General features: G+C 67.9%; 21 protein-coding genes and 3 tRNA genes. 13 read left to right on the top strand and 11 right to left on the bottom strand.

The features are described from left to right. Nucleotides 1–125 precede the first annotated feature (125 nt). From radA to A7W11_RS24705, 3 genes are all read left to right on the top strand, one after another. Nucleotides 126–1,490, top strand: a complete 1,365-nt coding sequence (radA, locus tag A7W11_RS24715) for a DNA repair protein RadA (protein ID WP_066420425.1) — start codon at nucleotides 126–128, stop codon at nucleotides 1,488–1,490. Beyond that, on the top strand, nucleotides 1,487–2,263 hold the full coding sequence (locus A7W11_RS24710) for a sulfite exporter TauE/SafE family protein (protein WP_066420424.1): 777 nt from the start codon (nucleotides 1,487–1,489) through the stop codon (nucleotides 2,261–2,263). The genes radA and A7W11_RS24710 overlap by 4 nt, the downstream gene beginning before the upstream one ends. 164 nt (nucleotides 2,264–2,427) lie before the next feature. Then, nucleotides 2,428–2,628: a hypothetical protein gene (locus A7W11_RS24705; RefSeq protein ID WP_066420422.1), complete on the top strand. Its 201-nt coding sequence runs from the start codon at nucleotides 2,428–2,430 to the stop codon at nucleotides 2,626–2,628. Nucleotides 2,629–2,828: 200 nt separating this feature from the next. Here A7W11_RS24705 and A7W11_RS24700 read toward each other — a convergent pair whose 3' ends face one another. The 8 genes from A7W11_RS24700 to A7W11_RS24665 all read right to left on the bottom strand — a co-directional run bounded on the left by A7W11_RS24700 (nucleotide 2,829) and on the right by A7W11_RS24665 (nucleotide 11,801). Continuing rightward, nucleotides 2,829–4,244, bottom strand: coding sequence for an MATE family efflux transporter (locus tag A7W11_RS24700; protein ID WP_066420419.1), 1,416 nt, complete (start codon nucleotides 4,242–4,244; stop codon nucleotides 2,829–2,831). Between the two features lie 6 nt (nucleotides 4,245–4,250). After that, entirely contained in the window at nucleotides 4,251–5,984 is a 1,734-nt protein-coding gene (locus A7W11_RS24695; protein ID WP_066420418.1) for an ArnT family glycosyltransferase, read from the bottom strand. A gap of 168 nt (nucleotides 5,985–6,152) precedes the next feature. Further along, entirely contained in the window at nucleotides 6,153–6,419 is a 267-nt protein-coding gene (locus A7W11_RS24690; RefSeq protein ID WP_066130824.1) for a type B 50S ribosomal protein L31, read from the bottom strand. Between the two features lie 145 nt (nucleotides 6,420–6,564). Further along, entirely contained in the window at nucleotides 6,565–7,410 is an 846-nt protein-coding gene (kynA, locus tag A7W11_RS24685; protein ID WP_066420416.1) for a tryptophan 2,3-dioxygenase, read from the bottom strand. A gap of 10 nt (nucleotides 7,411–7,420) precedes the next feature. Continuing rightward, nucleotides 7,421–8,692, bottom strand: coding sequence for a kynureninase (gene kynU, locus A7W11_RS24680; RefSeq protein WP_066420414.1), 1,272 nt, complete (start codon nucleotides 8,690–8,692; stop codon nucleotides 7,421–7,423). A 28-nt stretch (nucleotides 8,693–8,720) separates the two neighbouring features. After that, nucleotides 8,721–9,350, bottom strand: a complete 630-nt coding sequence (gene kynB, locus A7W11_RS24675) for an arylformamidase (RefSeq protein ID WP_066420411.1) — start codon at nucleotides 9,348–9,350, stop codon at nucleotides 8,721–8,723. A gap of 35 nt (nucleotides 9,351–9,385) precedes the next feature. Continuing rightward, on the bottom strand, nucleotides 9,386–10,360 hold the full coding sequence (locus A7W11_RS24670) for a Bug family tripartite tricarboxylate transporter substrate binding protein (protein ID WP_066420409.1): 975 nt from the start codon (nucleotides 10,358–10,360) through the stop codon (nucleotides 9,386–9,388). A gap of 40 nt (nucleotides 10,361–10,400) precedes the next feature. Next, nucleotides 10,401–11,801 (bottom strand): M20 family metallopeptidase, encoded by a 1,401-nt coding sequence (locus tag A7W11_RS24665; protein ID WP_066420407.1) that lies wholly within the window; start codon nucleotides 11,799–11,801, stop codon nucleotides 10,401–10,403. 130 nt (nucleotides 11,802–11,931) lie between these two features. Between A7W11_RS24665 and A7W11_RS24660 the strand changes: the two genes are divergently transcribed. After that, complete coding sequence (locus A7W11_RS24660) at nucleotides 11,932–12,906, top strand: LysR family transcriptional regulator (RefSeq protein ID WP_082887469.1); 975 nt, start codon at nucleotides 11,932–11,934, stop codon at nucleotides 12,904–12,906. A 130-nt stretch (nucleotides 12,907–13,036) separates the two neighbouring features. Here the strand turns inward: A7W11_RS24660 and radC are convergent, their stop codons facing one another. Continuing rightward, the gene (gene radC, locus A7W11_RS24655) at nucleotides 13,037–13,714 is read right to left on the bottom strand and encodes a RadC family protein (protein WP_066420400.1); all 678 of its coding nucleotides are present in this window, start codon (nucleotides 13,712–13,714) and stop codon (nucleotides 13,037–13,039) included. Between the two features lie 50 nt (nucleotides 13,715–13,764). On the opposite strand from radC, the gene A7W11_RS24650 reads away from it, so the two are divergent. The 3 genes from A7W11_RS24650 (at nucleotide 13,765) to maiA (ending at nucleotide 15,991) form a co-directional block, all read left to right on the top strand. Continuing rightward, entirely contained in the window at nucleotides 13,765–14,241 is a 477-nt protein-coding gene (locus A7W11_RS24650) for an FKBP-type peptidyl-prolyl cis-trans isomerase (RefSeq protein ID WP_156513453.1), read from the top strand. A 1-nt stretch (nucleotide 14,242) separates the two neighbouring features. After that, nucleotides 14,243–15,220, top strand: coding sequence for a 4-hydroxy-3-methylbut-2-enyl diphosphate reductase (ispH, locus tag A7W11_RS24645; RefSeq protein ID WP_066420395.1), 978 nt, complete (start codon nucleotides 14,243–14,245; stop codon nucleotides 15,218–15,220). Nucleotides 15,221–15,346: 126 nt separating this feature from the next. Then, nucleotides 15,347–15,991, top strand: a complete 645-nt coding sequence (maiA, locus tag A7W11_RS24640; protein WP_066420394.1) for a maleylacetoacetate isomerase — start codon at nucleotides 15,347–15,349, stop codon at nucleotides 15,989–15,991. A gap of 190 nt (nucleotides 15,992–16,181) precedes the next feature. Here maiA and A7W11_RS24635 read toward each other — a convergent pair. Continuing rightward, a tRNA-Thr gene (locus A7W11_RS24635) sits at nucleotides 16,182–16,257 on the bottom strand. A gap of 222 nt (nucleotides 16,258–16,479) precedes the next feature. On the opposite strand from A7W11_RS24635, the gene A7W11_RS24630 reads away from it, so the two are divergent. Beyond that, nucleotides 16,480–16,555 (top strand) — tRNA-Asn (locus A7W11_RS24630). A 453-nt stretch (nucleotides 16,556–17,008) separates the two neighbouring features. Continuing rightward, a complete protein-coding gene (locus A7W11_RS24625; RefSeq protein WP_066420393.1) occupies nucleotides 17,009–18,007 on the top strand; it encodes a CobW family GTP-binding protein in 999 nt (332 codons plus the stop codon). A gap of 1,054 nt (nucleotides 18,008–19,061) precedes the next feature. On the opposite strand, the gene A7W11_RS24620 is transcribed toward A7W11_RS24625, so the two are convergent. Continuing rightward, a tRNA-Met gene (locus A7W11_RS24620) sits at nucleotides 19,062–19,138 on the bottom strand. Nucleotides 19,139–19,208: 70 nt separating this feature from the next. Between A7W11_RS24620 and scpB the strand changes: the two genes are divergently transcribed. The 4 genes from scpB to nusA all read left to right on the top strand — a co-directional run bounded on the left by scpB (nucleotide 19,209) and on the right by nusA (nucleotide 24,824). Next, a complete protein-coding gene (gene scpB / locus A7W11_RS24615; RefSeq protein WP_066420392.1) occupies nucleotides 19,209–20,336 on the top strand; it encodes an SMC-Scp complex subunit ScpB in 1,128 nt (375 codons plus the stop codon). Nucleotides 20,337–20,353: 17 nt separating this feature from the next. Next, nucleotides 20,354–22,414 (top strand): pseudouridine synthase, encoded by a 2,061-nt coding sequence (locus tag A7W11_RS24610; protein ID WP_082887468.1) that lies wholly within the window; start codon nucleotides 20,354–20,356, stop codon nucleotides 22,412–22,414. Nucleotides 22,415–22,842: 428 nt separating this feature from the next. Beyond that, nucleotides 22,843–23,349, top strand: a complete 507-nt coding sequence (gene rimP, locus A7W11_RS24605) for a ribosome maturation factor RimP (RefSeq protein WP_066420390.1) — start codon at nucleotides 22,843–22,845, stop codon at nucleotides 23,347–23,349. Further along, the gene (gene nusA, locus A7W11_RS24600) at nucleotides 23,346–24,824 is read left to right on the top strand and encodes a transcription termination factor NusA (RefSeq protein ID WP_066420388.1); all 1,479 of its coding nucleotides are present in this window, start codon (nucleotides 23,346–23,348) and stop codon (nucleotides 24,822–24,824) included. The genes rimP and nusA overlap by 4 nt, the downstream gene beginning before the upstream one ends. Nucleotides 24,825–24,890: the final 66 nt, after the last annotated feature.

Raw genomic sequence — 24,890 nt, 5'->3', positions numbered from 1 at the left:
GTTTCCTTTTTGGTTGGGCCGTATTCCCTTGAACGCGCGGCGGGACAAAAAGGGGTTAAGCGAAGGTGCAAGCAAACGTATCGGGCCGCCGCGGCGCGGGCAGCCGATCCCGGTAAACTGCCGCCATGGCCAAGTCACGAACCGTCTACATCTGCGCCGAATGCGGCGGCGTCTCCCCCAAATGGCTGGGACGCTGTCCTCACTGCGAAGCCTGGAACACCCTGGAAGAAACCGTCGAGAAGCCGGCCTCCGCCGCCGCGGCCTCGCACCGCTATGCGCCCTTGGCCAATTCCGCGCCGGTGCGCAGCCTGTCCGACATCGAGGCGCGCGAAACCCCGCGCCAGCCCACCGGCCTGGATGAATTCGACCGTGTGCTGGGCGGCGGCCTGGTGCCCGGGGCCGTGGTGCTCATCGGCGGCGACCCCGGCATCGGCAAGTCCACGCTGCTGCTGCAGGCCCTGGCCTCGCTGTCGGCCAGCGTGCGCGTGCTGTACGTCACCGGCGAAGAGTCCGCCGAACAGGTGGCGCTGCGCGCGCGCCGGCTCGAACTGGCCACCGGCCAGGTCGACCTGCTGGCCGAGATCCGGCTCGAGGCCATCCAGGCCGCCGTGGCCGAGCAGAAGCCTTCCGTCGCCGTCATCGACTCCATCCAGACGCTGTACAGCGGCGAACTGACCGCCGCGCCCGGCTCGGTCTCGCAGGTGCGCGAGTGCGCCGCGCAGCTCACGCGCCTGGCCAAGCAGACCGGCATCACCATCGTGATGATCGGCCACGTCACCAAGGACGGCGCGCTGGCCGGCCCGCGCGTGCTCGAGCACATCGTCGACACCGTGCTGTATTTCGAAGGCGACACGCATTCGTCGTTCCGCCTGGTGCGCGCCTTCAAGAACCGCTTCGGCGCCGTCAACGAACTGGGCGTGTTCGCCATGACCGACCGTGGCCTGCGCGGCGTGGCCAATCCCTCGGCCCTGTTCCTGTCGCAGCATGCGCAGCAGGTGGCGGGCTCGTGCGTCATGGCCACGCAAGAGGGCACGCGGCCGCTGCTGGTCGAGATCCAGGCGCTGGTCGACAGCTCGCATGCGCCCAATCCGCGCCGCCTCACCGTCGGCCTGGAAGGCAACCGGCTGGCCATGCTGCTGGCGGTGCTGCACCGGCATGCGGGCGTCTCCACCTTCGACCAGGACGTCTTCGTCAACGCGGTGGGCGGCGTGCGCATCACCGAGCCCGCGGCCGACCTGCCGGTGCTGCTGTCCATCATGTCGTCGCTGCGCGACCGGCCCTTGCCGCGCGGCCTGGTCGCCTTCGGCGAAGTGGGCCTGGCCGGCGAGATCCGGCCCGCGCCGCGCGGCCAGGAGCGGCTGCGCGAAGCCGCCAAGCTGGGCTTCGGCATCGCGCTGATCCCCAAGGCCAATGCGCCGCGCCAACCGATCGAAAGCCTTGAGATCTGGGCCGTCGACCGCCTCGAAGACGCCCTGGAAAAACTGCGATGAGCCTTGCCGTCGTCACCGCCTGCCTGGCCGGCGGCGCTTCCATCGGTTTCCTGGGCGGCGTGCTGGGCATCGGCGGCGGGCTGATCGCCATTCCGGCATTGGCCCTGCTGCTGGGCATGTCCCAGCAGGAAGCCCAGGGCACCGCGCTCATCATGGTGCTGCCCACCATCATGGTGGCGGTGCGCAAGTATCACCAGCAGGCGCGCTTCGACCTGCGCGTGGCCGCGGCGGGCGCCGCCGGGGCCGTGGCCTTCACCTGGGTCGGCGCGCGGCTGGCGCTGGGCATCCCTTCCAGCACGCTGCGGCAGAGCTTCGCGGCATTCCTGTTCTGCGTGGGCCTGTTCTATCTGTACCAGACGTGGCGTAAAGGCCGTCCCGCGCCGGCACGGGCCACGCCGCGGCCGGCGGCGCCCGAGTTCACGCCCGCGCGCGCGGCGGCGCTGGGCGTGGTCGCGGGCACATTGGGCGGTTTCTTCGGCGTGGGCGGGGCCATCCTGGCCGTGCCCATCATCACCACGGTATTCCGCCTGCCGCAGACCACCGCGCAGGCTTTGGCGCTGTCCATGGTCATCCCCGGATCCACCATCGCGCTGGTCACCTATGCCTGGGCCGGGCAGGCCGACTGGACGGTCGGCGTTCCGCTGGCGCTGGGCAGCCTGGCGCTGGTGCCGGTCGGCGTGCGGCTGGCCTATCGCCTGCCCGAACGCAGCCTGCGCGCGGCCTTCGCCATCATGCTGTTCGCCACGGTGGCGCTGCTGATCTACGAATCGTAAGTCCGCGCCACCGGCATCCGGAAAAGTCAGCGCGCTGACAGCGTCGCAACCATCCGTAAAAGTGCGGAGATTTCAGGATTTTTACGCGGCGCGCGCACTCCAACGTCATGCACACGCACCAAGGCACTTCCGCCTGCCGTGTGATTGGAGAAGGAGTTCCCACCATGACGACTCAATCGCGTATTGCCGCGTTCCTGTCCACCTCGGCGCTTTGCCTGGGCCTGGCGGCCGCGCCCTCGGCCTTCGCCGCGCCTTCGAGTGCCGACGGCGCGAGCCACGCACAGGCCAAGTCGGCCAAGCACAAGGCGCATGCCCACAAGGCCAGCGCCAAGAAGGCCACCCCGGCCGCCACCCCTGCCAAGTAACCCCCTGAACCGAACACGGCAGGCCGGCCTTCCGTCCTGCAAGACCTTCGCCGGTAGCTGTTGTATGCGGAGGGCCGGCATGCCGTGTGCCGTGCGCTGTCCCTTGGATATGCCCGCATGACCCGTGTCCAGCGGACAGCGCACGGGATACTCTCGATTGCCGCATCGCCCGATCGATGGCGACACTTCCCGAGCGGGGATCAGCGCAACGCGGTCGCCGCTGGCATCGTCCGGCGCAGCGTGCGCCAGTACCAGGCGTGCAGCAGCAGCGCCGACAATCCCAATCCCACCATCGCCATCAGCCACATCGTGCCCGCGCCTTGCGGCGAGTCCGGCATGATCGCCAGGCGCAGCCCGTCCAGCCCGCCGCGGCCCGGACCGAAGCCCAGCCACCATCCCCCCAGCAGGCCCACGATGCCCAGGGCCAGCACCTGCAGCAGCAGCGGCACCACCGCCACCTTGTAGGCGCGCAGCAGGTACGAGTTGATGCATTGCATCGAGTCGCACAGGTGGAACAGCGGAATCATGGCCAGCAGGCTGCCGGCCACCGCGGCGACCTGCGCATCGCTGGTGTAGGCGGCCAGGATGGGCTGGCGGCCGACCAGCAGCACGGCGGAGGTCAGCAGCGCGCCGATCAGGCCCAGGGCCAGTCCGGCCAGGCCCGTGCGCCGCGCTTGCACCGGATGGCCCGCGCCGATGTTCTGCGCGGCCAGCGCGCCCGTGGCCACGCCCAGCGCCATCGGCATCATGTAGCACAGCGCGGCCAGGTTCGACATGATCTGGTGGCCGCCCAGCACGTGCGTGCCTTCGCGCGCCACCAGCAGGGCCATGAACGTGAAGGCCGAGACTTCGACCAGGTACGAGCCGCCCATGGGCAGGCCCAGGCGCAGCAGTTCCTTCTGCTGCAACCAGCGCGGCCGGCCCAGCCGCAGATGGAAGCGGCGGTAATAGACGTCGTGCCGGATCACCCACAGGCCGATCATCAGGCTGGTCCAGTAGGTGATGGCGGTGGCGATGCCGGCGCCGGTGGCGCCCAGCGCGGGCAGGCCCAGCTTGCCGTAGATCAGCAGCCAGTTGCACAGCGCCTTCAGCCCGATGCCGCCCAGGTTGATGGACATGACGATCTTGGGCCGCGACACGGCCGCGCCCAGGGCATAGATGGTGCGGAACATCAGCGAAGCGGGCAGGGCCACCACCAGCGCGCGCAGGTAGGCGGCCATGCGGTTGCGCACGTCCTCATCCACCGGGCCCGACAGCGACAGCCACATGTCCGGAAACAGCATCAGCACTGCGCCCAGCACCGACAGGCCCAGCGCCAGCCAGATGCCCTGGCCCCATGCCCGGCCCACCTCGTCGTGGCGCCCGGCGCCGAAGTGCTGGGCCTGGATCGGGATCAGCGCGTGCACCACGCCCATCAGGCCGACGAACACGGTGATGTAGACCGACACCGATAGCGACATCGCCGCCAGGTCTTGCGCGCTGGCGTGGCCGGTCATGGCGGTGTCCAGCACGCCGAAGGCGATGCCGGCCCACTGGCTGACCAGCACGGGCCAGGCCTGGCGCACGATGTGGCGCATCGTGCCCCCGAAACTCATGAGGGAACTGCCGGCAGCCATGGGACGTTACCGGTTGGGCGGCACGCGCAGCAGGCGGAAGACTTCGTTGCGGTCGGCGCGGCGGCCACCGCGCCAGAGTTCCTCGACGTCCGGGTCGCTGTAGGCGGCGGTGCCGTCGCGCAGGCTGTTGTTGGTGGTCTGCTGCAGCACCAGCGTGCAACGGCCGTCGTAGGGGAAATTGACGTTGTTGAAGATCAGGAACGACGCGCGCTGGCCGGCGCCCAGGCTCAGGCCGCGCACGCATTCGCCGGGCCGCATGTTGGCTTGCAGCGCTGCCGTCAGTTCGCCCGACACGGTGCGGTAGCTGCGCGCGTAGTCGACGGCCGGCTGCCACAGCAGCACCAGCAGGATCCAGGTGGCGGTCAGGCCGCTGGCCGACAGCACGGTGCCGCGCCACAGGGCCGCCGGACGTTCGCGCAGGCGCCATTTCACCAGCAGCACCCAGGCCCCCGTGATGGCCAGCGACAGCAGCACGGCGATCCAGCCGATGGAGGGCTCGTAGCCGGTGGTCTGGCGGGCGATGTTGTGGGCGATCTTGGGCGGCCAGCCGAAGTGCAGCGCCACCCAGCCCAGCCAGGCGGTGGCCAGCGTCAGCGAAAAACACATCACGGCGAACCAGTCCAGCGTGTTGATCACGCCGCGCCGCAGCGTGGGCAGCGAGAACGCGGCCAGCGTGGCGCAGGGCACCGCCAGCAGCACGTATTCGGAATCGCTGGGTTCCTCGAGGAAGAACAGCAGCAGCAGGGCGCAGATCAGCTGCATCATCGCCAGCCAGATGTGCGGCGAGTACAGCCAGTTGCGCCAGCGCCAGACGGCCAGCAGCGCCAGCGGCCAGGCGGGCCACAGGTACCAGGGCAGGTCGCGCAGCGTGCGCATCGACAGGGCCAGGATCGGCATCGAGAACGAACTGATGTTCCAGGCCTTCCAGTTGCGGATCCAGTATTCGCTGGTGTTGGAGGCAGGAATCCACCATGCCAGGATCAGGGCGGCGGTCAGAGCGATGATGGCGGGCAGCCAGCGCACGCGCAGCCACAGCATGCTGCGTGGGTGGAAGGCCAGCAGCGCGGACAGCATGATCGGGATGGCGCCGACCCATCCGCGCGTCAGGAAACTGCCGGCCAGCGCCAGCACCAGCGTCAGAGACCCGGTGGCGGGCCGGTCGATCATGCGCGCCAGGGAATAGAACGCCATCGCGCCGCAGGCCATGATGGGGGGCACGACCGAGGTTTCGTGGATGCGCTGCAGGATGCCGACCATGGCCAGCAGCAGCAGCAGTGCGGCGTCGGCCAGCATGCGGCCATAGTCGCGCGGTTCGGGCTCGCCGCCGAACGGCAAGGCCAGCGGCTGCGCTTCGGCGCGGCGGCCCAGCAGATAGGTGCCGTACCAGATGCCGGCGGCGGTGATGCCGAACCACATCACGTTGGGCAGGCGTCCGGCGGTGATGTCGCCGACCAGCGGGCCGAACAGCCAGACCGAAATGGCCCCGACCCAGGTCAGCAGTGGACCTTCCTCGGCGTGCGCCAGATTGCCGACCTGGGGCAGCAGCCACGCCACGCCGCCCTCGCGCAGCGCGGTCAGCATGGTGGCCAGGCCCACCGCATCATCCGTCTTCCAGGGGTCGCGCATGAACAGGCCGGCCACGATATAGGCCAGCGACAGGCTCAGCAGCACCAGGCGGGGCAGCTTGGCTGCGCCCGGAATGGTCAGGCGGGCAGGGGTGGATCGCGAAATGGGAGGCACGGAGCTAAATGTAATCGACGCGAGCGGGTGTGTTGATGAAAAAAGAGGACGGACCGGGATGGCGCGGAGAAAAAAAAGCAGCCCGCCTGGGCTGCTTTTCTTGCCGGTTCGCCGCAGTGGCGCGCGGGGCGCGCCGATTGGGCGGAAATCCGGGGCCGGATGTCCGGATCAGGAAGCCGACTTGACGGTGCCAGCGGTGCGGGCGAAACGGGCGCGGAACTTCTCGACGCGGCCGGTTTCGACGATGCGGGTCTGGGCGCCCGTGTAGAAGGGGTGCGATTCGGACGTCACGTCGCACTTGAACAGCGGGTACGTCTTGCCGTCCATTTCGATGGTTTCGCGCGTGGTCACGGTCGAGCGGATGATGAACTTGCTGCCCGTTTGCAGGTCAGCGAACACCACGTCGCGGTAATTGGGGTGAATGTCGGCTTTCATGATGAAAATCCTTGGGGGTTGGTGGGTCGCCAGCCGACCCTGCCAGCGCGGTGCAAAGTGCGCATCCAATTGCGGCAGGCCAGCCACGTATCCAAAAAAGGTAACTCGGCATTCTAACAATGCCTGTGGCCAGCCTGCAAGCCCGTTACAGCTCGGTACGCAGCCGCCAGATCTCGGGGAACAGCACCACCTCGATCATCTTGCGCAGGTAATCCACGCCGGACGTGCCGCCGGTGCCCCGCTTGAAGCCGATCACCCGCTCCACCGTGGTGACGTGGCGGAAACGCCACAGCCGGAAGGCATCCTCCAGGTCCGTCAGCTTTTCCCCCAGCTGATACAGATCCCAATGGGTGTCGGGCGCGCGGTAGACCGCCAGCCAGGCCTCCTGCACCGCGGCGTCGGCTTCATAGGGGCGGGTCCAGTCGCGCTGCAGATGCGTGGCCGGCACCGGCAGGCCGCGGCGCGCCAGCAGGCGCAGCGCCTCGTCGTATAGCGAGGGCGCCTCGTAGGCCGCCTGCACCTGCGCCAGCAGGTCGGGCCGGTGCGCGTGCGGCTTGAGCATGGCCGCGTTCTTGTTGCCCAGCAGGAACTCGATCTGGCGGTACTGATAGCTCTGGAAGCCGCTGGAGCGCGCCAGGTAGGGCCGCAGCGCCGAGTACTCGGGCGGCGTCATCGTGGCCAGCACGTCCCAGGCATGTACCAACTGCTCCAGGATCTTGCTGACGCGCGCCAGCATCTTGAAGGCCGGTTGCAACTGGTCGGCGCGCACGGCGTCGATGGCCGCGCGCAGCTCGTGCAGCATCAGCTTCATCCACAGTTCGCTGGTCTGGTGCTGCACGATGAACAGCATCTCGTTGTGCTCGGGCGACAACGGATGCTGCGCGTCCAGCAGCTTGTCCAGGTGCAGGTAGTCGCCGTAGGTCATGTCGCCGGCGTAATCCAGCTTGGGGCTTTCGTGGCGCACCACGTCTTCGGAAGTCGGTCGGGTCATGGCGGCCTCCTCAGGTCACGGCGGCCTGGCGCTGGAAGCGCGCTTCGCGCCACAGCCCCTCGGCCAGCACCTGTTGCAGGCGCTCGACGGCTTCCCAGACGTCGGCGTAGCGCGTGTACAGCGGCGTGAAGCCGAAGCGCAGTACGTCGGGCGCGCGGAAGTCGCCGATCATGCCGCGTTCGATCAGCGCCTGCACGATGGCATAGGCGCCTTCCTCGCGGGCGAAGCAGACCTGGCTGCCGCGCAGCGCGGGGTCGCGCGGGCTGACCAGCGTGAGGCCGTGGCCGGCACAGCGTTCCTCGACCAATTCGATGAACAGGCCGGTCAGCGCGATCGATTTCTCGCGCAGCGCCTGCATGCCGCCCAGCGGTTCGGCCGCCAGCACGCTGTCGATGCCGCATTCCAGCGCCGTCATCGACAGCAGCGCGGGCGTGCCGCACAGGTAGCGGCCGATGCCCGGCGCGGGCTGGTAATCCGGCGTGAACTGGAAGGGCGCGGCGTGGCCCATCCAGCCCGACAGCGGCTGGCGCATGCGGTCGGCATGGCGCGCGTTCGCCCACACGAATGCCGGCGCGCCCGGGCCGCCGTTCAGATACTTGTAGCCGCAGCCCACCGCGAAGTCGGCTCCCGCGCCGTTCAGGTCCACCGGCACCGCGCCCGCCGAGTGCGCCAGGTCCCAGACGGCCAGCGCGCCGGCGTCGTGCGCCGCGCGCGTGAGGGCCGCCATGTCGAGCATGCGGCCGGTGCGGTAGTTCACGTGGGTCAGCATCAACACCGCCACGCGCTCGTCCAGCTGGTCCAGGATCTCGTCGGGTTCCAGCAGCTCCAGTGTCATGCCGTGCTGGCGCGCCAGTCCTTCGGCGATGTACAGGTCGGTGGGGAAGTTGCTGCGTTCGCTGAGAATGCGGGTGCGGCTCGGCCGGGTGCTGCCAAGCGCGTCGGCGGCCACCAGGCCCAGCGCCGCCGACATCACCTTGTACAGGTTCACCGAGGTCGAGTCGGCCACCACCAGTTCGCCGGGCGCGGCGCCCACCAGGCGGGCGATCTTGTCGCCCAGGCGTTGCGGCAGGTCGATCCAGCCGGCGTCGTTCCAACTGCGGATCAGGCCCTGGCCCCATTCCTGGACCACTGCCTGCTGCACGCGCGCCGCCGCGGCGCGCGGCAGCACGCCCAGCGAATTGCCGTCCAGGTAGATCTCGTCGTCGTTCAGTTGAAACTGCTCGCGCAATCCGCGCAGGCGATCGGCCTCGTCCTGCCGTTGGCAGGAAATCTTGTCTTGCATGCTGTCCTCGTCTTTCAGGAAGAACGGGTCAGTCCAGGGCGCGCAACACCGCGCGCACCGGACTGGCGTCGGCCTGGGCCAGCGCCAGCGGCAGGGCGATCAGTTCGTAATCGCCTTCCGGCACGTCATCGAGCAGCAGGTTTTCCAGGACGCGCATGTCGCGCCGCAGGATGACGTGGTGGCTGTCCAGGGTCTTGCTGGACGCGGGGTCGATGCTGGGGGTGTCCAGGCCGATCAGCATGACGCCGCGTTCGGCCAGCCAGTCGATCGTCTGCGGCGCGTAGGCCGAGAAGTCTTCCGTCCACCAGTGCACGGCGGCGTGCAGCGCCGTGCGCACCAGCACGCGCGGCGGCAGGCCGCCGATGGCGTGCTCGAGGTGTTCGGGCAGGATCAGCGGGCCGCAGTCGATGGCGTGGATGACGCGACAGGGCCCCAGGAAGGGTTCGAGCGACAGCGCGCCGATGGCCGGCGCGCCGTTTTCGTAGTGCAGCGGCGCATCGGCGTGGGCGCCGATGTGCGGAGACATCGTGATCTCGCTGACGTTGACCGGGCATTGCGGCGTCAACGTCCATTTCCATTGCTGGCGATACGGCGTGTCGCCGGGAAATACCGGCGAGTCGGCCGAAACCTGCGGCGAAATGTCCCAGAGGCGTTTCATGGAAACCGGGGCGGGCGGATGTCTGTTCGTAGGGATCAGTCCAGGCTGATCGAGGCCCGCCTGCCGATGTCGCCGAAGACCTGCAATTCTTCGGTGACCTGCTTGCGGTAGGCCTCGGGGCCCATCGAGACCGGCTCCAGCGCCATCGCGGCGAAGGCCTTCCGGATCTCGTCATCCTGCATGATACCGGCAACGGCCTGCTCCAGGGTAGCGAGCGCCGGGGCGGGGGTTTTCGCGGGCGCCACCAGGGCGTACCAGCCGACCATCGACACCGAGGGCATGCCGGCCTCGGCGAACGTGGGCGTGCCGGGCAGTTGCGGCGAGCGATGCGCGCCGGTCACGGCGATGGCGCGCACCTTGCCCGCCGCCACGTGCGGCGCGGCCGACGACGCGGTGTCGATACCCATGTCGATCTCGCCGCCGATCAGCGCCGTGACCAGCTGGGCGCTGCCCTTGTACGGCACGGGCGTCAGCGTGGCCCGCGCGGCCTGCGCGAACATCTCGCCGGCCAGGTGCGGAGCCGAGCCCGATCCGAAGGTGCCGTACATCAGTCCGGTCTTGCCCGTGCGCTTGCGCGCGAGCTCGGCCAGTTCGGCGGCGTTGCGCGCCGGCAGCCCGTTCTTGGCCAGCAGCACGACCGGCGCCATGGCCACGATGGCGATCGGCGCGAAGCTGGTCAGCGGATCGTAGGGCAACTGCTTTTTCAGGGCCGGCAGCACGGTGTAGGTGCTGGAGCCCGACAACATCAGCGTATAGCCGTCCGGCGCGGCGTCGGCCACGGCCTGCGCGCCGATGACCGTGGCGGCGCCCGGCCGGTTCTCGACGATGACGGGCTGGCCCAGCCGTGTCGACAGCTTGTTGGCCAGTTGCCGCGCCACGGCATCGGTCGCGCCGCCGGGCGTGAACGGCACGACGATCTTGACGGGATGGTTGGGATACTGCTGCTGGGCCTGCGCGGTCGCGGCCAGCGCACAGATCAGGGCGGCGGCGAGGCCGGCGATGCGTTTCATGGAGGTTCCCCTTGTTCTGGTTTGGGTATCGAATGATTTGTCAGCGGTGGCGTCGCGCGATCGGCGCCGCGCTCTCGCCCAGGTCCCAGTACAGGCCGGCCATGATGGCCAGGCCCTGCCGGGCCACGCTGCCCAGCAGGTGTTCATTGGGCGCATGCTGCGCACAGGCCGGGTACGAATGCGGCACCCAGATCGTCGGCAGGCCCAACTGGTCGGCGAAGATGTCGTTGGGCAGCGAGCCGCCCAGGTTGGGCAGCAGCGCGGGATCCTCGCCCGTGGTCTGGCGCAGCGAGTCCGCGGCCCATTGCACCCAGGCATCGTCGGGCAACAGGCGGGTGGGGCCGGCCTGGGCGCCGATGCGCACGTCGATCATCGGGAATCCATGCCGGTCCAGGTGCTCGCGCACGTGCTGGCGCAGGTTGCGCCAGTCGGTGCCGACCACGCAGCGCAACTGGCACCAGGCGCTGGCTTGCGGCTGGATGGCGTTGACGGGCTTGGCGGGGTCGCCCGTCACCATCGTCAGCACGTCCAGGCTGTTCCAGGCGAAGACTTGTTCGGCGCGGGTCAGCCCCGGCTCGCCCCAGTGTTCGTCGATCTGGGGATCGTCCGCGCCGCCGCCCACGCGCAAGCCCTCCAGCACGCGGCGCACCTGTTCCGGCACGGCGGGCGGACGCAGCGCTTCGATGGTGATGCGTCCGCGGGTGTCGACCAGCGAAGCGATCGCGTGCGTCAGCAGCACGGCGGGATTGGCCAGCAGGCCGCCCCAGTTGCCCGAGTGATAGGCGCGTTCGCGCAGCTTCACCGACAGTTCGAAATTGATGGCGCCGCGCGAGCCCATGAACAGCGTGGGGCAGTCCGCTGCCAATCGCGGTCCGTCGCTGGCCAGGAACAGGTCGGCGGCCAGCGCCTGGCGCTGCGCGTCGCAGAATTCGGCCAGGCCGGGCGAGCCGGCTTCCTCGCCGGTCTCGATCAGCAGCTTGGCGTTGAAGCCCAGCTTGCCTTCACGCACGGCCAGCACCTGCTCCAGCGCGGTCAGGTTGACGGAGTGCTGTCCCTTGTTGTCCGCCGTGCCGCGGCCATACCAGCGGTCGCCCTCGACCCGCAGGCGCCAGGGCTCCAGCCCCTCGCGCCATTTGGCGGCATTGCCGCGCACCACGTCGGCATGGCCGTACATCAACACCGTGGGCAGGCCGGGATGCTCGATGCGCTGCGCGACCAACAGGGGCAGATCGATGCCGGCCGGGTTGGCGTGGATCTGCACCGAGAAACCCAGGCCGCGCAGCAGCGGCGTCAGTTCGTCGCGCAGGTAGGCGTGCTGGGCGTGCGCCTGGCCGGTCTCTTCGCTTTCGGTCTCGAAGGCGACGCGGCGCGTCAGCGTATCCAGGAAATGGCCGTCGTCGTACTGCCGGACGGCGGAGGTGATGGCGAGGGTGCGGGTCACGGAGAGGGGCCGTCTCGGGCGGTCGGGTGGAAAAAACGTACGGTAGTACAGCAATATGGATGCAACAATTAGAACTTTGGCATAGCATCATTGCCTTTAAGACAACGCAAGCCATCAAAAGAGGTAGCCCGTGATTTCCACGGCAATGCGGCATTTCCTGGAAGTCGTGCGAACCGGCTCCATCGCCCAGGCGGCGCAGCAACTGCACGTGGCGCCGTCGGCGGTCAGCCGGCAGATCGCCAAGCTGGAATCGATGGTGGGCTCGCCCCTGTTCGAGCGCTTGCCGCGCGGCATGCGCCTGAGCGACGCGGGGCGGCAACTGTCGGCCTATGCCAGCGCCAGCGCGCTGGAGGCCGAACGCGTGCTCACCTCCATCCGCCAGCGCAGCGTGCTGGGCGACGTGACCGTGCGCATCGCCAGCACCGAGGGGTTCTCGCAGCAGTTCCTGTCCGAGTCCATGGCGCGTTTCAAGCGCCTGCATCCCGAGGTGCGGTTCCACATGCACGTGGGCCATGGCCAGGAGGTGGGACGGCGGGTGGCCGAGGGCGTGTCCCATATCGGCATCCGCTACAGCATCGCCGTCGACCAGCGGCTGCATACGCGCACCCTGTGCGCCGCGCCGGTGTACGCCATCATGTGCCGCAAGCACCCGCTGGCCGGGCGCAAGTCGGTGGATGTGCGCCAACTGGTCGAGTATCCGCTGGCGCTGGGCGACACCGACACCACCGTGCGCCAGTTGTTCGACACCTGCTGCGCCAACGCCGGCCTGCATATCGAGCCGTCTTACGTGTCGAACTATTCGGTGGCTTTCCTGCCGCTGTTGCCGGGCAATTCCATCGTGGCGCTGTCGGGCTACTTGGTGGTGCGCGGGCTGCCGTATGCCCGGCAGCTTGCGGCGGTGCCGTTCTCCAATCCCGAGATGCAGCATCGCACCATCCAGATGCTGACGCTGCAGGGGCATGTCCTGTCGCCGCTGGCGCAGGCCTTCCTCGAGTTCGTCAGCGCCGAGCTGGCCGACGCTGCGGGGCCACCGCGCGAGGGTGGAGCGGCGAAACCCTCGGCGCGTGCCAGCGGGCGGCGCGCGGGGCCGGCGGTGGAGGGCTGAGCCAGGCATGCGGCGCGCATTGCCTGGCCGATGCCGCGCGCCTGCGATACCGATACGCCAGGCCCTCGCAGGCAGGGGCAGGAAGGGGCGCCTCTGGACGGCGGGCGCCTCGGCACGGGCGGTTCCCCGTCTACATCTGCCCCAACTGCGCCATCGACACCACCTGGTCCGCCGCCACGATCAGGTGATCCACCAGCCGCACGTCGACCAGCGCAAGCGCCTGGCGCAGCCTGCGCGTCAGTTCGCGGTCAGCGGCGCTGGGCTGGGCCAGGCCCGAAGGGTGGTTATGCGCCAGGATCAGCGCGGCGGCGTGATGGCGCAGGGCCTCGCGCACCACTTCGCGCGGGTACACCGAGGCCTGCGCCAGCGTGCCGCGCGCCACCTCGCCGACCGCGATCAGGTTCAACTGGTTGTCCAGGTACAGGGCGATGCAGTGCTCGACGGTGCGGTGGCTCAGGGCGGTGCGGCAATACAGCTTCACGTTGTCGGGATGATTCATCGACGGCCGGCCGACCAGGTCTTCCTCGATGGCGCGCCGCGCCAGTTCCAGCACCGCCGCCAGCGCGCAGGCCTTGGCCGCGCCCAGGCCGGGCTCCCGGCACAGTTCGGCGGGCGTTGCTGCGAACAGCCCGCGCAGGCCGCCGAAGCGCCCCATCAGGCGGCGGCCCAGTTCCACGGCGTTCACTCCGGGCGCTCCGGTGCGCAAGGCCACCGCCAACAGCTCGGAATCGTGCAGCGAGGCGGCCCCCTGGCGCAGCAGGCGCTCCCTGGGACGTTCGTGTTCGGGCATGCTCTCGGACAGTTTCATGCGAAGGCTCTAAAATCAATGTTTTACGATTGCCCATACGGTGGCAGATCTTGAACGCCGCATCTTCCGAAGTGAATGTTTTGATCCGTCCGGACTCCTACCTCACCCTCCATTACCGCATCGTCCTGGCCTCGGGCCCGGCCGAGGGCTCGGTGTTCGCAGACACCTTCGACGGCCGGCCCGCCACGCTGCAGATGGGCAGCGGCCAGTGGGCCCCCGGCCTGGAGGCCGCGCTGCTGGGCCACGCCGAAGGCGAAAGCTTCAGCGTCACCCTGGCGCCCGCCGATGCCTATGGCGAGCGCAACCCCGAGCTCATCCAGCGTGTCACGCGCGGCATGCTGGCCGAGCACGCGGGCCCCGATGCCACCTTCGATCCGGGCGACCTGGTCGAATTCGCCGCGCCCAACGGCGGCCGCTACTCCGGCATCCTGAAGGAAATCAACGACGACTGGGCGCTGTTCGACTTCAACCATCCCATGGCGGGCGCCGCCCTGCGGATCGACGTCTCCATCCTGGGAGTCCTCTGACATGCAGTCCGTTGCCGTTACCCGTCCCGACGCCGAGGTCCTGCTGGCCCAACCGCGCGGCTTCTGCGCGGGCGTCGATCGCGCCATCGACATCGTCGAGCGCGCGCTCGAGCTGCATGGCGCGCCCATCTACGTGCGCCACGAGATCGTGCACAACCGCTACGTGGTGGCGGACCTGCGTGCCAAGGGCGCCATCTTCATCGATGAGCTCGAAGACGCCCCATCCGGCGCCATCGTCGTGTTCTCCGCGCATGGCGTACCCAAGGCGGTGCGCGCCGAGGCGGAGGCGCGCGGCCAGCGCGTGTTCGACGCCACCTGCCCCCTGGTCACCAAGGTGCACATCGAGGTCGCGCGCATGCGCGCCGCCGGCCGCGAGATCATCATGATCGGCCACAAGGGCCACCCCGAGGTCGAGGGCACGCTGGGCCAGGCCGAGGGCGGCGGCATGTACCTGGTCGAAACCGTCGAGGACGTCGAGGCCCTGCAGGTGCAGAATCCCGACAACATGGCCTACGTCACCCAGACCACGCTGTCGGTGGACGACGCGGCGGTGGTGGCGGCGGCCCTGAAGGCGCGTTTCCCCACCATCGCCGAGCCCAAGAAAAGCGACATCTGCTACGCCACGCAGAACCGCCAGGACGCGGTCAAGGTCATGGCGCCCGAATGCGACCTGGTGCTGGTGGTGGGCAGCCCCAACAGTTCGAACTCCAACCGCCTGCGCGAAGTGGCGCAGCGGCTGGGCGCCGCGGCCTATCTGGTCGATGGCGCCGAGGCCATCGACGCCGCCTGGCTCGAAGGCCGCCAGCGCATCGGCATCACCGCGGGCGCGTCGGCGCCGGAAGTACTGGTGCAGCAGGTGATCGAGCGCGTGAAGGAACTGGGCGCTGTATCCGTGCGCACCATGCAGGGCCTGGAAGAAAACGTGGCCTTCCCGCTACCCAAGGAACTGTCGCGCAAGACGACGGCCGTCGGCCAGTAAGGGATGGCGTTCCGGGGGGCATCGCGCCCGGAATGGATCGCCCCGCCGCGTCTGGTGCGCGGCGGCGCAGGACATGCAAGCCAATCGCGCCGCCTGCCGCGCGGCGCATCGAGGAGACGACACTTCATGCAGCTGTACAGCTATTTCCGCAGCTCGGCCGCCTACCGCGTCCGCATCGCCCTGAACTTGAAGGGGCTGCCCTACGAGACCGTGCCCGTGCATCTGGTCAAGGGTGGAGGGCAGCAACTGGCGCCGGCCTATCGGCAGGTCAATCCCAACGCGCTGGTGCCGACGCTGGTCGATGGCGACCTGACGCTGGGCCAGTCGCTGGCCATCATCGAGTACCTGGACGAAACGCATCCGCAGCCCGCCCTGTTGCCGGCGGACGCCGCGGGCCGTGCGCGCGTGCGCGCCATCGCGTTGACGCTGGCGTGCGACATCCATCCGTTGAACAACCTGCGCGTGCTGAAGTACCTGAAGCACGACCTGAAGGTGGACGAGGAAGCCAAGAACGGCTGGTATCGCCACTGGATCGACGTGGGCCTGGGCGGGCTCGAGCAGATGCTGGCGGGCTCCCCGCAGACGGGCCGTTTCTGCCATGGCGATACGCCCACCTTGGCGGATCTGTGCCTGGTGCCGCAGATATTCAATGCGCGGCGTTTCGATTGCGATCTGTCGGCGTTTCCCACGCTGGTGCGCATCGACGCGGCCTGCCAGGCGCTGAAGGCGTTCCAGGATGCGGCGCCTGAGCGGCAGCCGGACGCGGAGTAGGGCGTCCGCTTACCACTGGCGTGGATGCCGGCCGGTTCATGCCAGCAGGCAGCCGGCTTCGGCCCGAGGGCGAATGAAAGAGGGGCGGCTTTCCGACGAGCCGCCTTTTTTGCGGCGCTTTTTCGTGGCGTATTGCGCGCGAACGCGGCGCAAAGCAAAAGGGCAGCCCTTGTGGGGGCTGCCCTTTTTTTGGTGCCGGAGATAGGAGTCGAACCTACGACCTTCGCATTACGAATGCGCTGCTCTACCAACTGAGCTACACCGGCAAAAACCGAAATCTTTATCGCTTTCTTCAAGTGGTTATTTAAAACCGTCTTGGCTAGCGAAGACCGCAATCTTACCACAATTTTTTTGTGCGAGTAAAGAAGCGTTGCGATGAAAGTGATGATGGCTTTGCGTAGGCATGCGCCTCGCTCGCCAAGCCGTCGGGTTGTAATTGCCCCAACTTGCGTGATCGTAAAAAACTGTGCATAATCTCGTTTCTCTGGTCCCCGATAGCTCAGTCGGTAGAGCGACGGACTGTTAATCCGCAGGTCACTGGTTCGAATCCAGTTCGGGGAGCCAAGCATTGCAGGGCCACGTTGTTCGCAGCGTGGCCCTTTTGGTTTTCCGGGGCCTGCCGTAAAGGCTTCATCATGGACGAAGTGCTCCGCCGCACGAGCCGCTTCGCGACGCTTCGGATCGGGAAGCCGGCCACGCAGAAAAGCCGCCGTCTCCCGATTCTCGACACGCCAGGCAATGGCGCCAGGCATCCATCGTGGATGCCCCTCCAGGTCTCGCGCGTTGTGCGGGCATGCCGCCGCTGGGGCGCGCCATTCGTCGATCCATGCGCATCAGTTATTTCTTGGGTGTCATAACGGCCGAGCTTTCGCCAGCAGTTCCTGCTACGCTGCGCGAAAGACACATCCCTGGCGGCGATTGCCGCCGGCGTGTGCGGGCTCGGGAGGGCTGGGCGTTCACAGGACGCCGCGCGGACCGCATGGGCGGTCCGTTCGTTTGAGGAGAAGGGCGGCGTCCATGGCTGATCGGCGCATCGCTTTGACGGTACTGACGGGATTCCTGGGCAGCGGCAAGACCACGCTGCTCAATCGGTTGGTGCGCGAGCCGGCTTATGCGGGCGCCGCGGTCATCGTCAATGAATTCGGCGATATCGGGGTCGACCACCATCTGGTGCGCGCCGTCGATGGCCGTATCGTGCTGCTCGAAGGCGGCTGCATCTGCTGCTCCGCCAGCGGCGGCCTGGCCGATACCTTGCGGGATCTCTTCATGCTGGCCTTGCGCCGGCAGATACGGCCGTTTTCCCACGTCCTGGTCGAGACCACCGGTCTGGCCAGCCCCGCGGCCATCATGTTCACCGTGCGCCACGACGCCTTCCTGGCCGAGCGCTTCGTCTACCAGGGATCGATCGCCGTGGCCGACGTGCAGCACGTCGGCGACCAGTTGCGCCGCCAGCCCGAGGCCGCGCAGCAGATTGCCCTGGCCGACGTCGTGGCGCTCAGCAAGGCGGATCTGTGCGCCCCGGGGCAAGTCGAGGTGGCGCGCCATGAGGTCGAGGCGGCCAACCCCGGCGTGCCCATTTGCGTGCTGCGTCGCGATGGTCCGTTGGATGAGCTGCTGCTGCATGTCCGGCCGGTCGAACGGGGCGAGCAGGCAATGCGCATGGGGCGGTGGCTTGGGGCGTTCGGCGCATCCCGGCTCGAGCGGCATCCTGGCCTGTCGCATTTTTCGATGACCTTGTCATCGCCCATCAGTCGAGGCGCCTTCCTGGCCGGCATGCACGATGTGCAGGCCGCCTACGATCAGGGCCTGCTGCGCATGAAGGGCCTGATCTGCTTCGAGGGCGAGGCGCTGCCGTGTGCGGTGCATGGCGTGCATCGCCAGTTGTACCCGCTCGAGATGCTGCCGGAGTGGCCGGGCGACAGTCGGGCTTCCTGCCTGGTCTTCCTGATGCGCGGCCACGAGCGCGATGCGGTGCTGGAAACGGTGCGCAAGGCCTTGCATCAATCCGCGCCCTGAGCGAAGGCGGCCGATCCCGGTTGCCGCCGTGCCGGGTAAGCCTGCTTGCTTTCGCCGCGTACGTGATGGGGGTATAATCGTAACGTCTGATGCCTGTTTGGGCTGTGGCGGATCGCCGCAGCCGGGCCCGATAGGCCCAACCAGTCCCCGTACGCCAAACCGATTCCCGCCTTTGCAATGCCGGGGTGCCATCGGGTTTGCCGCAGTGCCCGGGCTGGCCGATCAAACCGGCGATGCCGATTCCGTTGCCTGCAAGACAGGCGTTGGCTCCAACCGAGTCCGCGGAAAAACGGCGCTTGTCGTCCTGAAAACTACTAAGAATCGCCAAGGCAAGCCCGCGCCATCGAGTGCGTGCAAGGTCAGGCCTCATCCGGGCCATGCGTGTCATGCCTTGGGGCATGGGCCGGTCGAACCCGCTTGGCAGGGTCTCGCGGCGATTCAGTTCATTGCAGTTGTTTTGCCTGCCTCCCTGGGTGTTCTGCTTCGTGCCGGGCTTTCAGGGCGCGGGCAATGCACGGCATTCAGGCGGGTGCGCGGCCATCATGCCGCGTCGCCGCAGGCGTGGGGGCGCGAGATTCGCGCAACATCAACAACAGGAAGCTCGTGATCGTTACGTCCTTCGGTGCCGCAGGGTATGCCATTGCAGCAACGCATCCAAGCCGGGTGGCGGGCGTGCGCGTGGCTGGCTCTGGCGTGTTGGGTCCTGGGGTGGAGGTGGCGACGCGGCTGGTGTTGCGGTGCGCCTTGTCCGCGTGGGGCTTGGGTGCGCAGTCGGCTGCTGGCGCCGTCGTGTCGCGGCGAGCGCTACACCGGTCTGAGGCGTGCGTCGCGGATTCGGCGGGCAGGCGCATCGTGGCCGGGCCGCATGTCGCCGCGATGCGGCGCGTGGCGCCGGCTCGGGCTGTAGCGCGGGCTGTATTCGGCGGCCCGCTGCCCGGCTGTTCGATGTCCGGCCATCCGATGGGGGGCTTCGTCCTGGTCTGTGCCGAGATTGCCCGGGCGCGAGCCCAAACGAAAAAGGCCCGGCGCGATGGCCAGGCCTTGAATCGAGATTTGGTTGCGGGGGCAGGATTTGAACCTACGACCTTCGGGTTATGAGCCCGACGAGCTGCCAGACTGCTCCACCCCGCGTCTGAAGAACAGAATATTAAACATGTTTCGAAATTCTTGCAAGTTGGCCCCATTTCAATACTGAGTATCGATGAACGAGAATGAGGCAATTCTGGTGCTGGAAACCGCACTGTTGTGCGCGTCCCAGCCCATGCAGCCGGCCGAGCTGCGCAAGCTGTTCGGCGAAGGCTCGGATGTCGACAATGCCAAGCTGAAACTCTGGCTGGAAACCTTGCAGGGGCAGTGGGTCGATCGCGGCCTGGAGCTGGTGCAACTGGCCTCGGGCTGGCGTTTCCAGAGCCGCCCCGGCATGCAGCGCTATCTCGAGCGGCTCAATCCCGAGAAGCCGCCCAAGTATTCGCGTGCCGTGCTCGAAACGCTGGCCATCGTGGCGTGGCGCCAGCCGGTGACGCGCGGCGACATCGAGGATATCCGTGGCGTCACGGTGTCGTCGCAGATCGTGAAGGTGCTGGAAGATCGTGGCTGGATCGAGGTGATCGGCCATCGTGACGCGCCTGGCCGTCCGGCGTTGTTTGCCACGACGCGGCACTTCCTGGATGATCTCGGTTTGCGCGCCCTGGATGAGCTGCCGGCGCTGGAGTCCACGGATGCGGTTGCCGCGCTGGCGGGCCTCGATCTGGGCGGGGCCACGCTCGAGATCGGCGGCGCCGGTTCCGCAAGCGCCTCGCCAGAGGGTATGATGCCCGACGCCGGTATGCCGGCAGCGGCGCCCGCCGACGCGGATGCGCCCCTAGTGCCGGATGCGGGCATGGGGGATGCTGCAGGCGATGCTGCCCATGACGACGGTGTCGGCCAATCCGATGCCGGCTTGCGCGAAGCCGCCGAGGCGGATGTCCCTGACAACAACATCGATGCCGGCAACGATGCCGGCGCCGAAGCGGACGCATCCGGTGAATCCGCCGATGCCGAACCCGATGAGTCCCGGCTGCAGGCCGCGGGCGGCATGACGCCCGAGCCTTTGCCTGACCTGCCCGAGGTGATGCCGATCCAGGGCGACCATGTCGAACGGATCCTGGGCGATCACATCACCCCGCCCAATGCTTCTCCGGAAATACAGCCGGACCCGCGTCAACCTGAATTCACGTCGCCCGGTCTCGAGCCCGAGATCGTGCCGCCCAAGCCGGACAGCGTCCCCGCGACGCCGTCCGACCCCGACCAAGATGATGTGCCTGCCGTCGGCAGGCCCCCCAAAGTTTGACATTCGGAGCTGTCTCAGTGACAACGGATACCAATACAACACAAGAAGACACTTCCTTCCCGCGTGAAGGGGCCCCGGCCGCCGATAACGCGTCGACGCAAAATGCGGATGGCGCGCCGCGCGAGGCCGGTGCCGAAGGGGCCGAGGCCGGCGAGAACCGCGCCCGGGGCCGCAAGCTGCGCACGCCGTTCCGCCGTCGCCGTGGCGACGCCGCCGCCGCGCCCGGTGCGGCCAGCGAGGCAGGAGAAACTGGCGGCGGCGAGCCCGTGGCCGCCGACGCGCAGGCTGCTGCTTCCAAGCCTCCCAGGGCGCCCAGGGCGCCGAAGGCCGCCAAGGCTGCCGCTGCGCCCAAAGCCCCGAGAGCGCCTCGCGCTCCTCGCGCGCCCAAGCCCCAGGCCGATGTCGCGCCAGGCGTCGAAGAGGCCGGCGCCGACGGCGTGGCGGAAGAAGTGGTGGTGTCCGATGCGGATCTGCGTGTGATCGAGCGCGAGACCGAACAGGCGCTGTCCTACCTGGACGCCGATGCGCGCACCGAGCAGCGTCTGGGCAAGTACCTGAACAGCGATGCGGTCATGCCCAAGCTGCACAAGGTCCTGGCCGATGCCGGCGTCGGTTCGCGCCGGGAAATGGAAGAGTTGATCGTCGCCGGCCGTGTATCGGTCAATGGCGAGCCGGCCCACATCGGCCAGCGCGTCGCGCCCAACGACCAGGTCCGCGTCAACGGCAAGCCGATCATGCGCACCAACACCAAGAAGCCGCCGCGCGTGATCCTGTATCACAAGCCGGCCGGCGAGATCGTCAGCCACGACGATCCCGGTGGCCGGGCCAGCGTGTTCGCGCGCCTGCCCAAGCTGCGCACCGGCAAGTGGCTGTCGGTCGGCCGTCTCGACCTGAACACCGAGGGTCTGCTGATCTTCACGACCTCGGGCGACATGGCCAATCGCATCATGCATCCCCGTTACGGCACCGAGCGCGAGTACGCCGTGCGCGTGCTGGGCGAGATGGACGAAGCCACGCGCAAGTCGCTGGTCGAGGGCATCGAGCTGGAAGACGGCACGGCCGCCTTCGGCGCGCTGGACTATATCGGCGGCGACGGCAGCAACCGCTGGTACCGCGTCACCCTGCAGGAAGGCCGCAACCGCGAGGTGCGCCGCATGTTCGAGTCGGTGGGCGTCACCGTCAGCCGACTGATCCGCACCCGTTTCGGCGACGTCGTGCTGCCGCGCAATCTGCGCCGCGGCCGCTGGGAAGAAGTGGATGCGCAAGTCGTCAGCGCGCTGATGGTGCAGTTGGGCCTGCTGCGTGACGGCGACGACGGCGATGGCCGCCGCCGCTCGAAGCAGCCGCAATCCCATGACAGCGCCTTGCCTCCGGGCTTCGGCACGATGGAGCGCAACGGCATGAACGGCGCGCGTATCGGCCGCCGCGGCAAGCTGCAGGGCGGTCGTCCCGGCGGGGCCGGCGCGGCGGGCGGCCAGGCCTATCCCTCGGATCCGTTCGGCACCGGCCTGATGTTCACGGGCGGCTATGCCAATGGCCACCCGATGGGCAACGAAGGCGGCGGCGCGCGCGGTAACAAGGCGGGCGGCGGCAAGGCGGGCGGCCCCCGGGCGGGCGGTGGCAACAGGACCGGTGGCGCCAAGGCAGGCGGCGCCCGGCGTGGCGCGGGCGGCGGCAATGGCGGCGCCAACGGCAACCATGCCGGCTTCGGCGCTCAGGCGAGCACCGAAGCGGATCAGCGCGTGGTCAGGTCCAAGCCGGGCGGCGGCAAGTCGCGTGGCGGCCAGGGCGCGGCGCGCAAGCAGGCGGGTGGTGGGCAGCCCAACGGCCAGGGGCAGGGCGGCCGCGCCGGCGGCCCGAAGGCCTCGGCTCCGCGGGGGCCCAAGCAGGAAGGGGCGGCGCGTGGCAATGGCACGCCCGGTAACAAGGCGCCAGGCAAGCCGCGCGGTCGCAAGCCTGGCGGCGGCGGCGGTGGTGGCAACGGGGGAGGCCGTGGCGGCGATGACTGGCAGCCGCGCGGCGCGGCTGCCCACGAGTCCCGCCTGGGCTTCCTGGGCGGCCGTGGCCGGGACCGCTGAGCAGCTTTCTTCGCGTAAACCCTGTTCAGGCCAGGCAATTAGCCGGTTTATCTGGTAAAATCAATGGTTTCATGGCGATTGCATTGGTCGCCGGTATTGGTCTGAACCCGGAGCCGAACCCAGCTTCTGTCCGGGTCTGGGTCTGAATGTACCGGCAGGGTGTGACATAAGCGGCGAGACGTAAGCAGCAAAGACGTAAGCAGCAAGGTCACGCGCCGCAATCGCCGTAGCAAGGTAGACACTAGCCCAAGCCTGGCGCCGCGCCTACGCAAGTCGGTGCCGCCGGGCTTTCGAGCAGGGCTGCTGGAATCACGGTGGGCTGGGTATGCAGCCCATTTTTTTTGGCCGCTGGGTCGGCCCGAGGCAACAGGCGCCTGTCAGGGCGGCCGCGGGCCGAAGGGTGCGGCACGGGGCAATTTTTAGAGCGTATGGCTGATTTATTCGCATTGACCGAAGAGGCACTGGCCGGTATCGACGTCGAACTCGTTGACGTCGAGCGCGCGGCCATGGGCCTTTTGCGCGTCACGATCGACAAGGTCGATGGCGTACGCATCGAAGACTGTGAACAGGTCTCGAAGCATCTGTCACGGGTCTACGAGGTCGAGAACATCGACTACAAGCGGCTCGAGGTCGGCTCGCCCGGCGTCGATCGTCCGCTGCGTACCCGGGCCGAGTTCCTGCGCTTCGCGGGCGAACGCATCGAGATCAAGCTGCGCGAAGCGGTCGATGGCCGCAAGGTGTTCAACGGCACCCTGCGCGTGCCCGATGAGGCCCCCGCCGACGCGCCGGCCGATGCCTCGCGCGCCACTTCCATCACATTCGCACTCGAATTCGAGGCAAAAAAGAACGATATCCAAGTTCTGAGCTTCACGCTCGATGACATCGAGCGCGCCAAGCTGGATCCCGTTCTGGATTTCAAGGGCAAAAAGCGATGAGTCGCGAAATTCTTCTGTTGGTCGATGCACTGGCGCGTGAAAAGAACGTCACGCGCGACACCGTGTTCGGTGCGCTGGAAAGCGCGCTGGCCTCGGCCATGAAAAAGCGCTTCAAGGAAGACGCCGAGATCCGCGTCAGCATCGACCGTGAAACCGGCAGCCATGAAGGCTTCCGCCGTTGGCTGGTCGTGCCCGACGAGGCTGGCCTGCAAGAGCCGGACAAGCAGGAAATGCTGACCGATGCACGCGAACTGCTGCCCAACATCGAAGTCGGCGAATACATCGAGGAACCGCTCGAGCCGGTCGAATTCGGCCGTATCGGCGCGCAGGCCGCCAAGCAGGCCATCCTGCAGAAGATCCGCGACGCCGAGCGCGAGCAAGTCCTGAACGACTTCCTCGACCGCGGTGAAACCATCGTGTCCGGCACCATCAAGCGCATGGACAAGGGGGATTGCATCATCGAGACGGGCAAGATCGAAGCCCGCCTGCCGCGTACCGAGATGATCCCGAAGGAAAACCTGCGCATCGGCGACCGCGTCCGCGCCTTCGTGCTGCGTGTCGATCACGCCGCCCGCGGCCAGCAGGTCATCCTGTCGCGCACCTCGCCCGAATTCATCCGCCAGCTCTTCGAGAACGAAGTGCCGGAAATCGAACAGGGCCTGCTCGAGATCAAGGCCGCCGCCCGGGATGCCGGCGTGCGCGCCAAGATCGCCGTCATCGCCTACGACAAGCGCATCGATCCCATCGGCACCTGCGTCGGCATGCGCGGTTCGCGCGTCACCGCCGTGCGCAACGAGCTGGGCGGCGAACAGGTCGACATCGTGCTGTGGTCCGAGGACCCGGCGCAGTTCGTCATCGGCGCGCTGGCGCCCGCCAACGTCGAATCCATCGTGGTGGACGAAGACAAGCACGCCATGGACGTCGTCGTCGACGAGGAAAACCTGCCCAAGGCCATCGGCTCCAAGGGCCAGAACGTGCGCCTGGCGTCCGAACTGACCGGCTGGCAGATCAACATCATGACGCCGGAAGAAAGCCTCAGCCGCCAGGAAACCGAGCGTGTCGGCCTGCGCGTCACCTTCATGAGCAAGCTGGACGTGGACGAGGAAGTCGCCGACATCCTCATCGACGAAGGCTTCACCGGCATCGAGGAAATCGCCTACGTGCCCATGCAGGAACTGCTGGAAATCGAGGCCTTCGACGAAGACACCATCAACGAACTGCGCGCCCGTGCCCGCAATGCGTTGCTGACCGAAGCCATCGCCCAGGAAGAACGCCTGGAGACGGCGCAGGACCTGCTGGAACTGGAAGGCATGACGCCCGAGCTGGCCGCCAAGCTGGCCGAGCGCAAGGTGCACACCCGTGACGATCTGGCCGAGCTGGCCACCGACGAACTCGCCGAGATCGCCGGTCTGGACGAGCAGCAGGCCAGCGACCTGATCATGCGTGCCCGGGCCCACTGGTTCAACGAAGAATGAACATGTACCTGAGCGCCCGTCAACACCGTCGCGCATCTTGCACATCACATAGATAGAAGCAAATAG

It is taken from the genome of Bordetella ansorpii, from assembly GCF_900078315.1.
GTDB classification, from domain to species: domain Bacteria; phylum Pseudomonadota; class Gammaproteobacteria; order Burkholderiales; family Burkholderiaceae_B; genus Bordetella; species Bordetella ansorpii.
The sequence above is the reverse complement of the archived record's forward strand: the minus strand, read 5'-3'. Positions and strand labels throughout refer to the sequence as shown.

Excerpts from the sequence above, each read along its gene's own strand:
- radA (WP_066420425.1), top strand. The coding sequence starts at position 126 with ATGGCCAAGTCACGAACCGTCTACATCTGCGCCGAATGCGGCGGCGTC.
- A7W11_RS24710 (WP_066420424.1), top strand. The coding sequence starts at position 1,487 with ATGAGCCTTGCCGTCGTCACCGCCTGCCTGGCCGGCGGCGCTTCCATC.
- A7W11_RS24705 (WP_066420422.1), top strand. The coding sequence starts at position 2,428 with ATGACGACTCAATCGCGTATTGCCGCGTTCCTGTCCACCTCGGCGCTT.
- A7W11_RS24700 (WP_066420419.1), bottom strand. The coding sequence starts at position 4,244 with ATGGCTGCCGGCAGTTCCCTCATGAGTTTCGGGGGCACGATGCGCCAC.
- A7W11_RS24690 (WP_066130824.1), bottom strand. The coding sequence starts at position 6,419 with ATGAAAGCCGACATTCACCCCAATTACCGCGACGTGGTGTTCGCTGAC.
- kynA (WP_066420416.1), bottom strand. The coding sequence starts at position 7,410 with ATGACCCGACCGACTTCCGAAGACGTGGTGCGCCACGAAAGCCCCAAG.
- kynU (WP_066420414.1), bottom strand. The coding sequence starts at position 8,692 with ATGCAAGACAAGATTTCCTGCCAACGGCAGGACGAGGCCGATCGCCTG.
- kynB (WP_066420411.1), bottom strand. The coding sequence starts at position 9,350 with ATGAAACGCCTCTGGGACATTTCGCCGCAGGTTTCGGCCGACTCGCCG.
- A7W11_RS24670 (WP_066420409.1), bottom strand. The coding sequence starts at position 10,360 with ATGAAACGCATCGCCGGCCTCGCCGCCGCCCTGATCTGTGCGCTGGCC.
- radC (WP_066420400.1), bottom strand. The coding sequence starts at position 13,714 with ATGAAACTGTCCGAGAGCATGCCCGAACACGAACGTCCCAGGGAGCGC.
- ispH (WP_066420395.1), top strand. The coding sequence starts at position 14,243 with ATGCAGTCCGTTGCCGTTACCCGTCCCGACGCCGAGGTCCTGCTGGCC.
- maiA (WP_066420394.1), top strand. The coding sequence starts at position 15,347 with ATGCAGCTGTACAGCTATTTCCGCAGCTCGGCCGCCTACCGCGTCCGC.
- A7W11_RS24625 (WP_066420393.1), top strand. The coding sequence starts at position 17,009 with ATGGCTGATCGGCGCATCGCTTTGACGGTACTGACGGGATTCCTGGGC.
- scpB (WP_066420392.1), top strand. The coding sequence starts at position 19,209 with ATGAACGAGAATGAGGCAATTCTGGTGCTGGAAACCGCACTGTTGTGC.
- rimP (WP_066420390.1), top strand. The coding sequence starts at position 22,843 with ATGGCTGATTTATTCGCATTGACCGAAGAGGCACTGGCCGGTATCGAC.
- nusA (WP_066420388.1), top strand. The coding sequence starts at position 23,346 with ATGAGTCGCGAAATTCTTCTGTTGGTCGATGCACTGGCGCGTGAAAAG.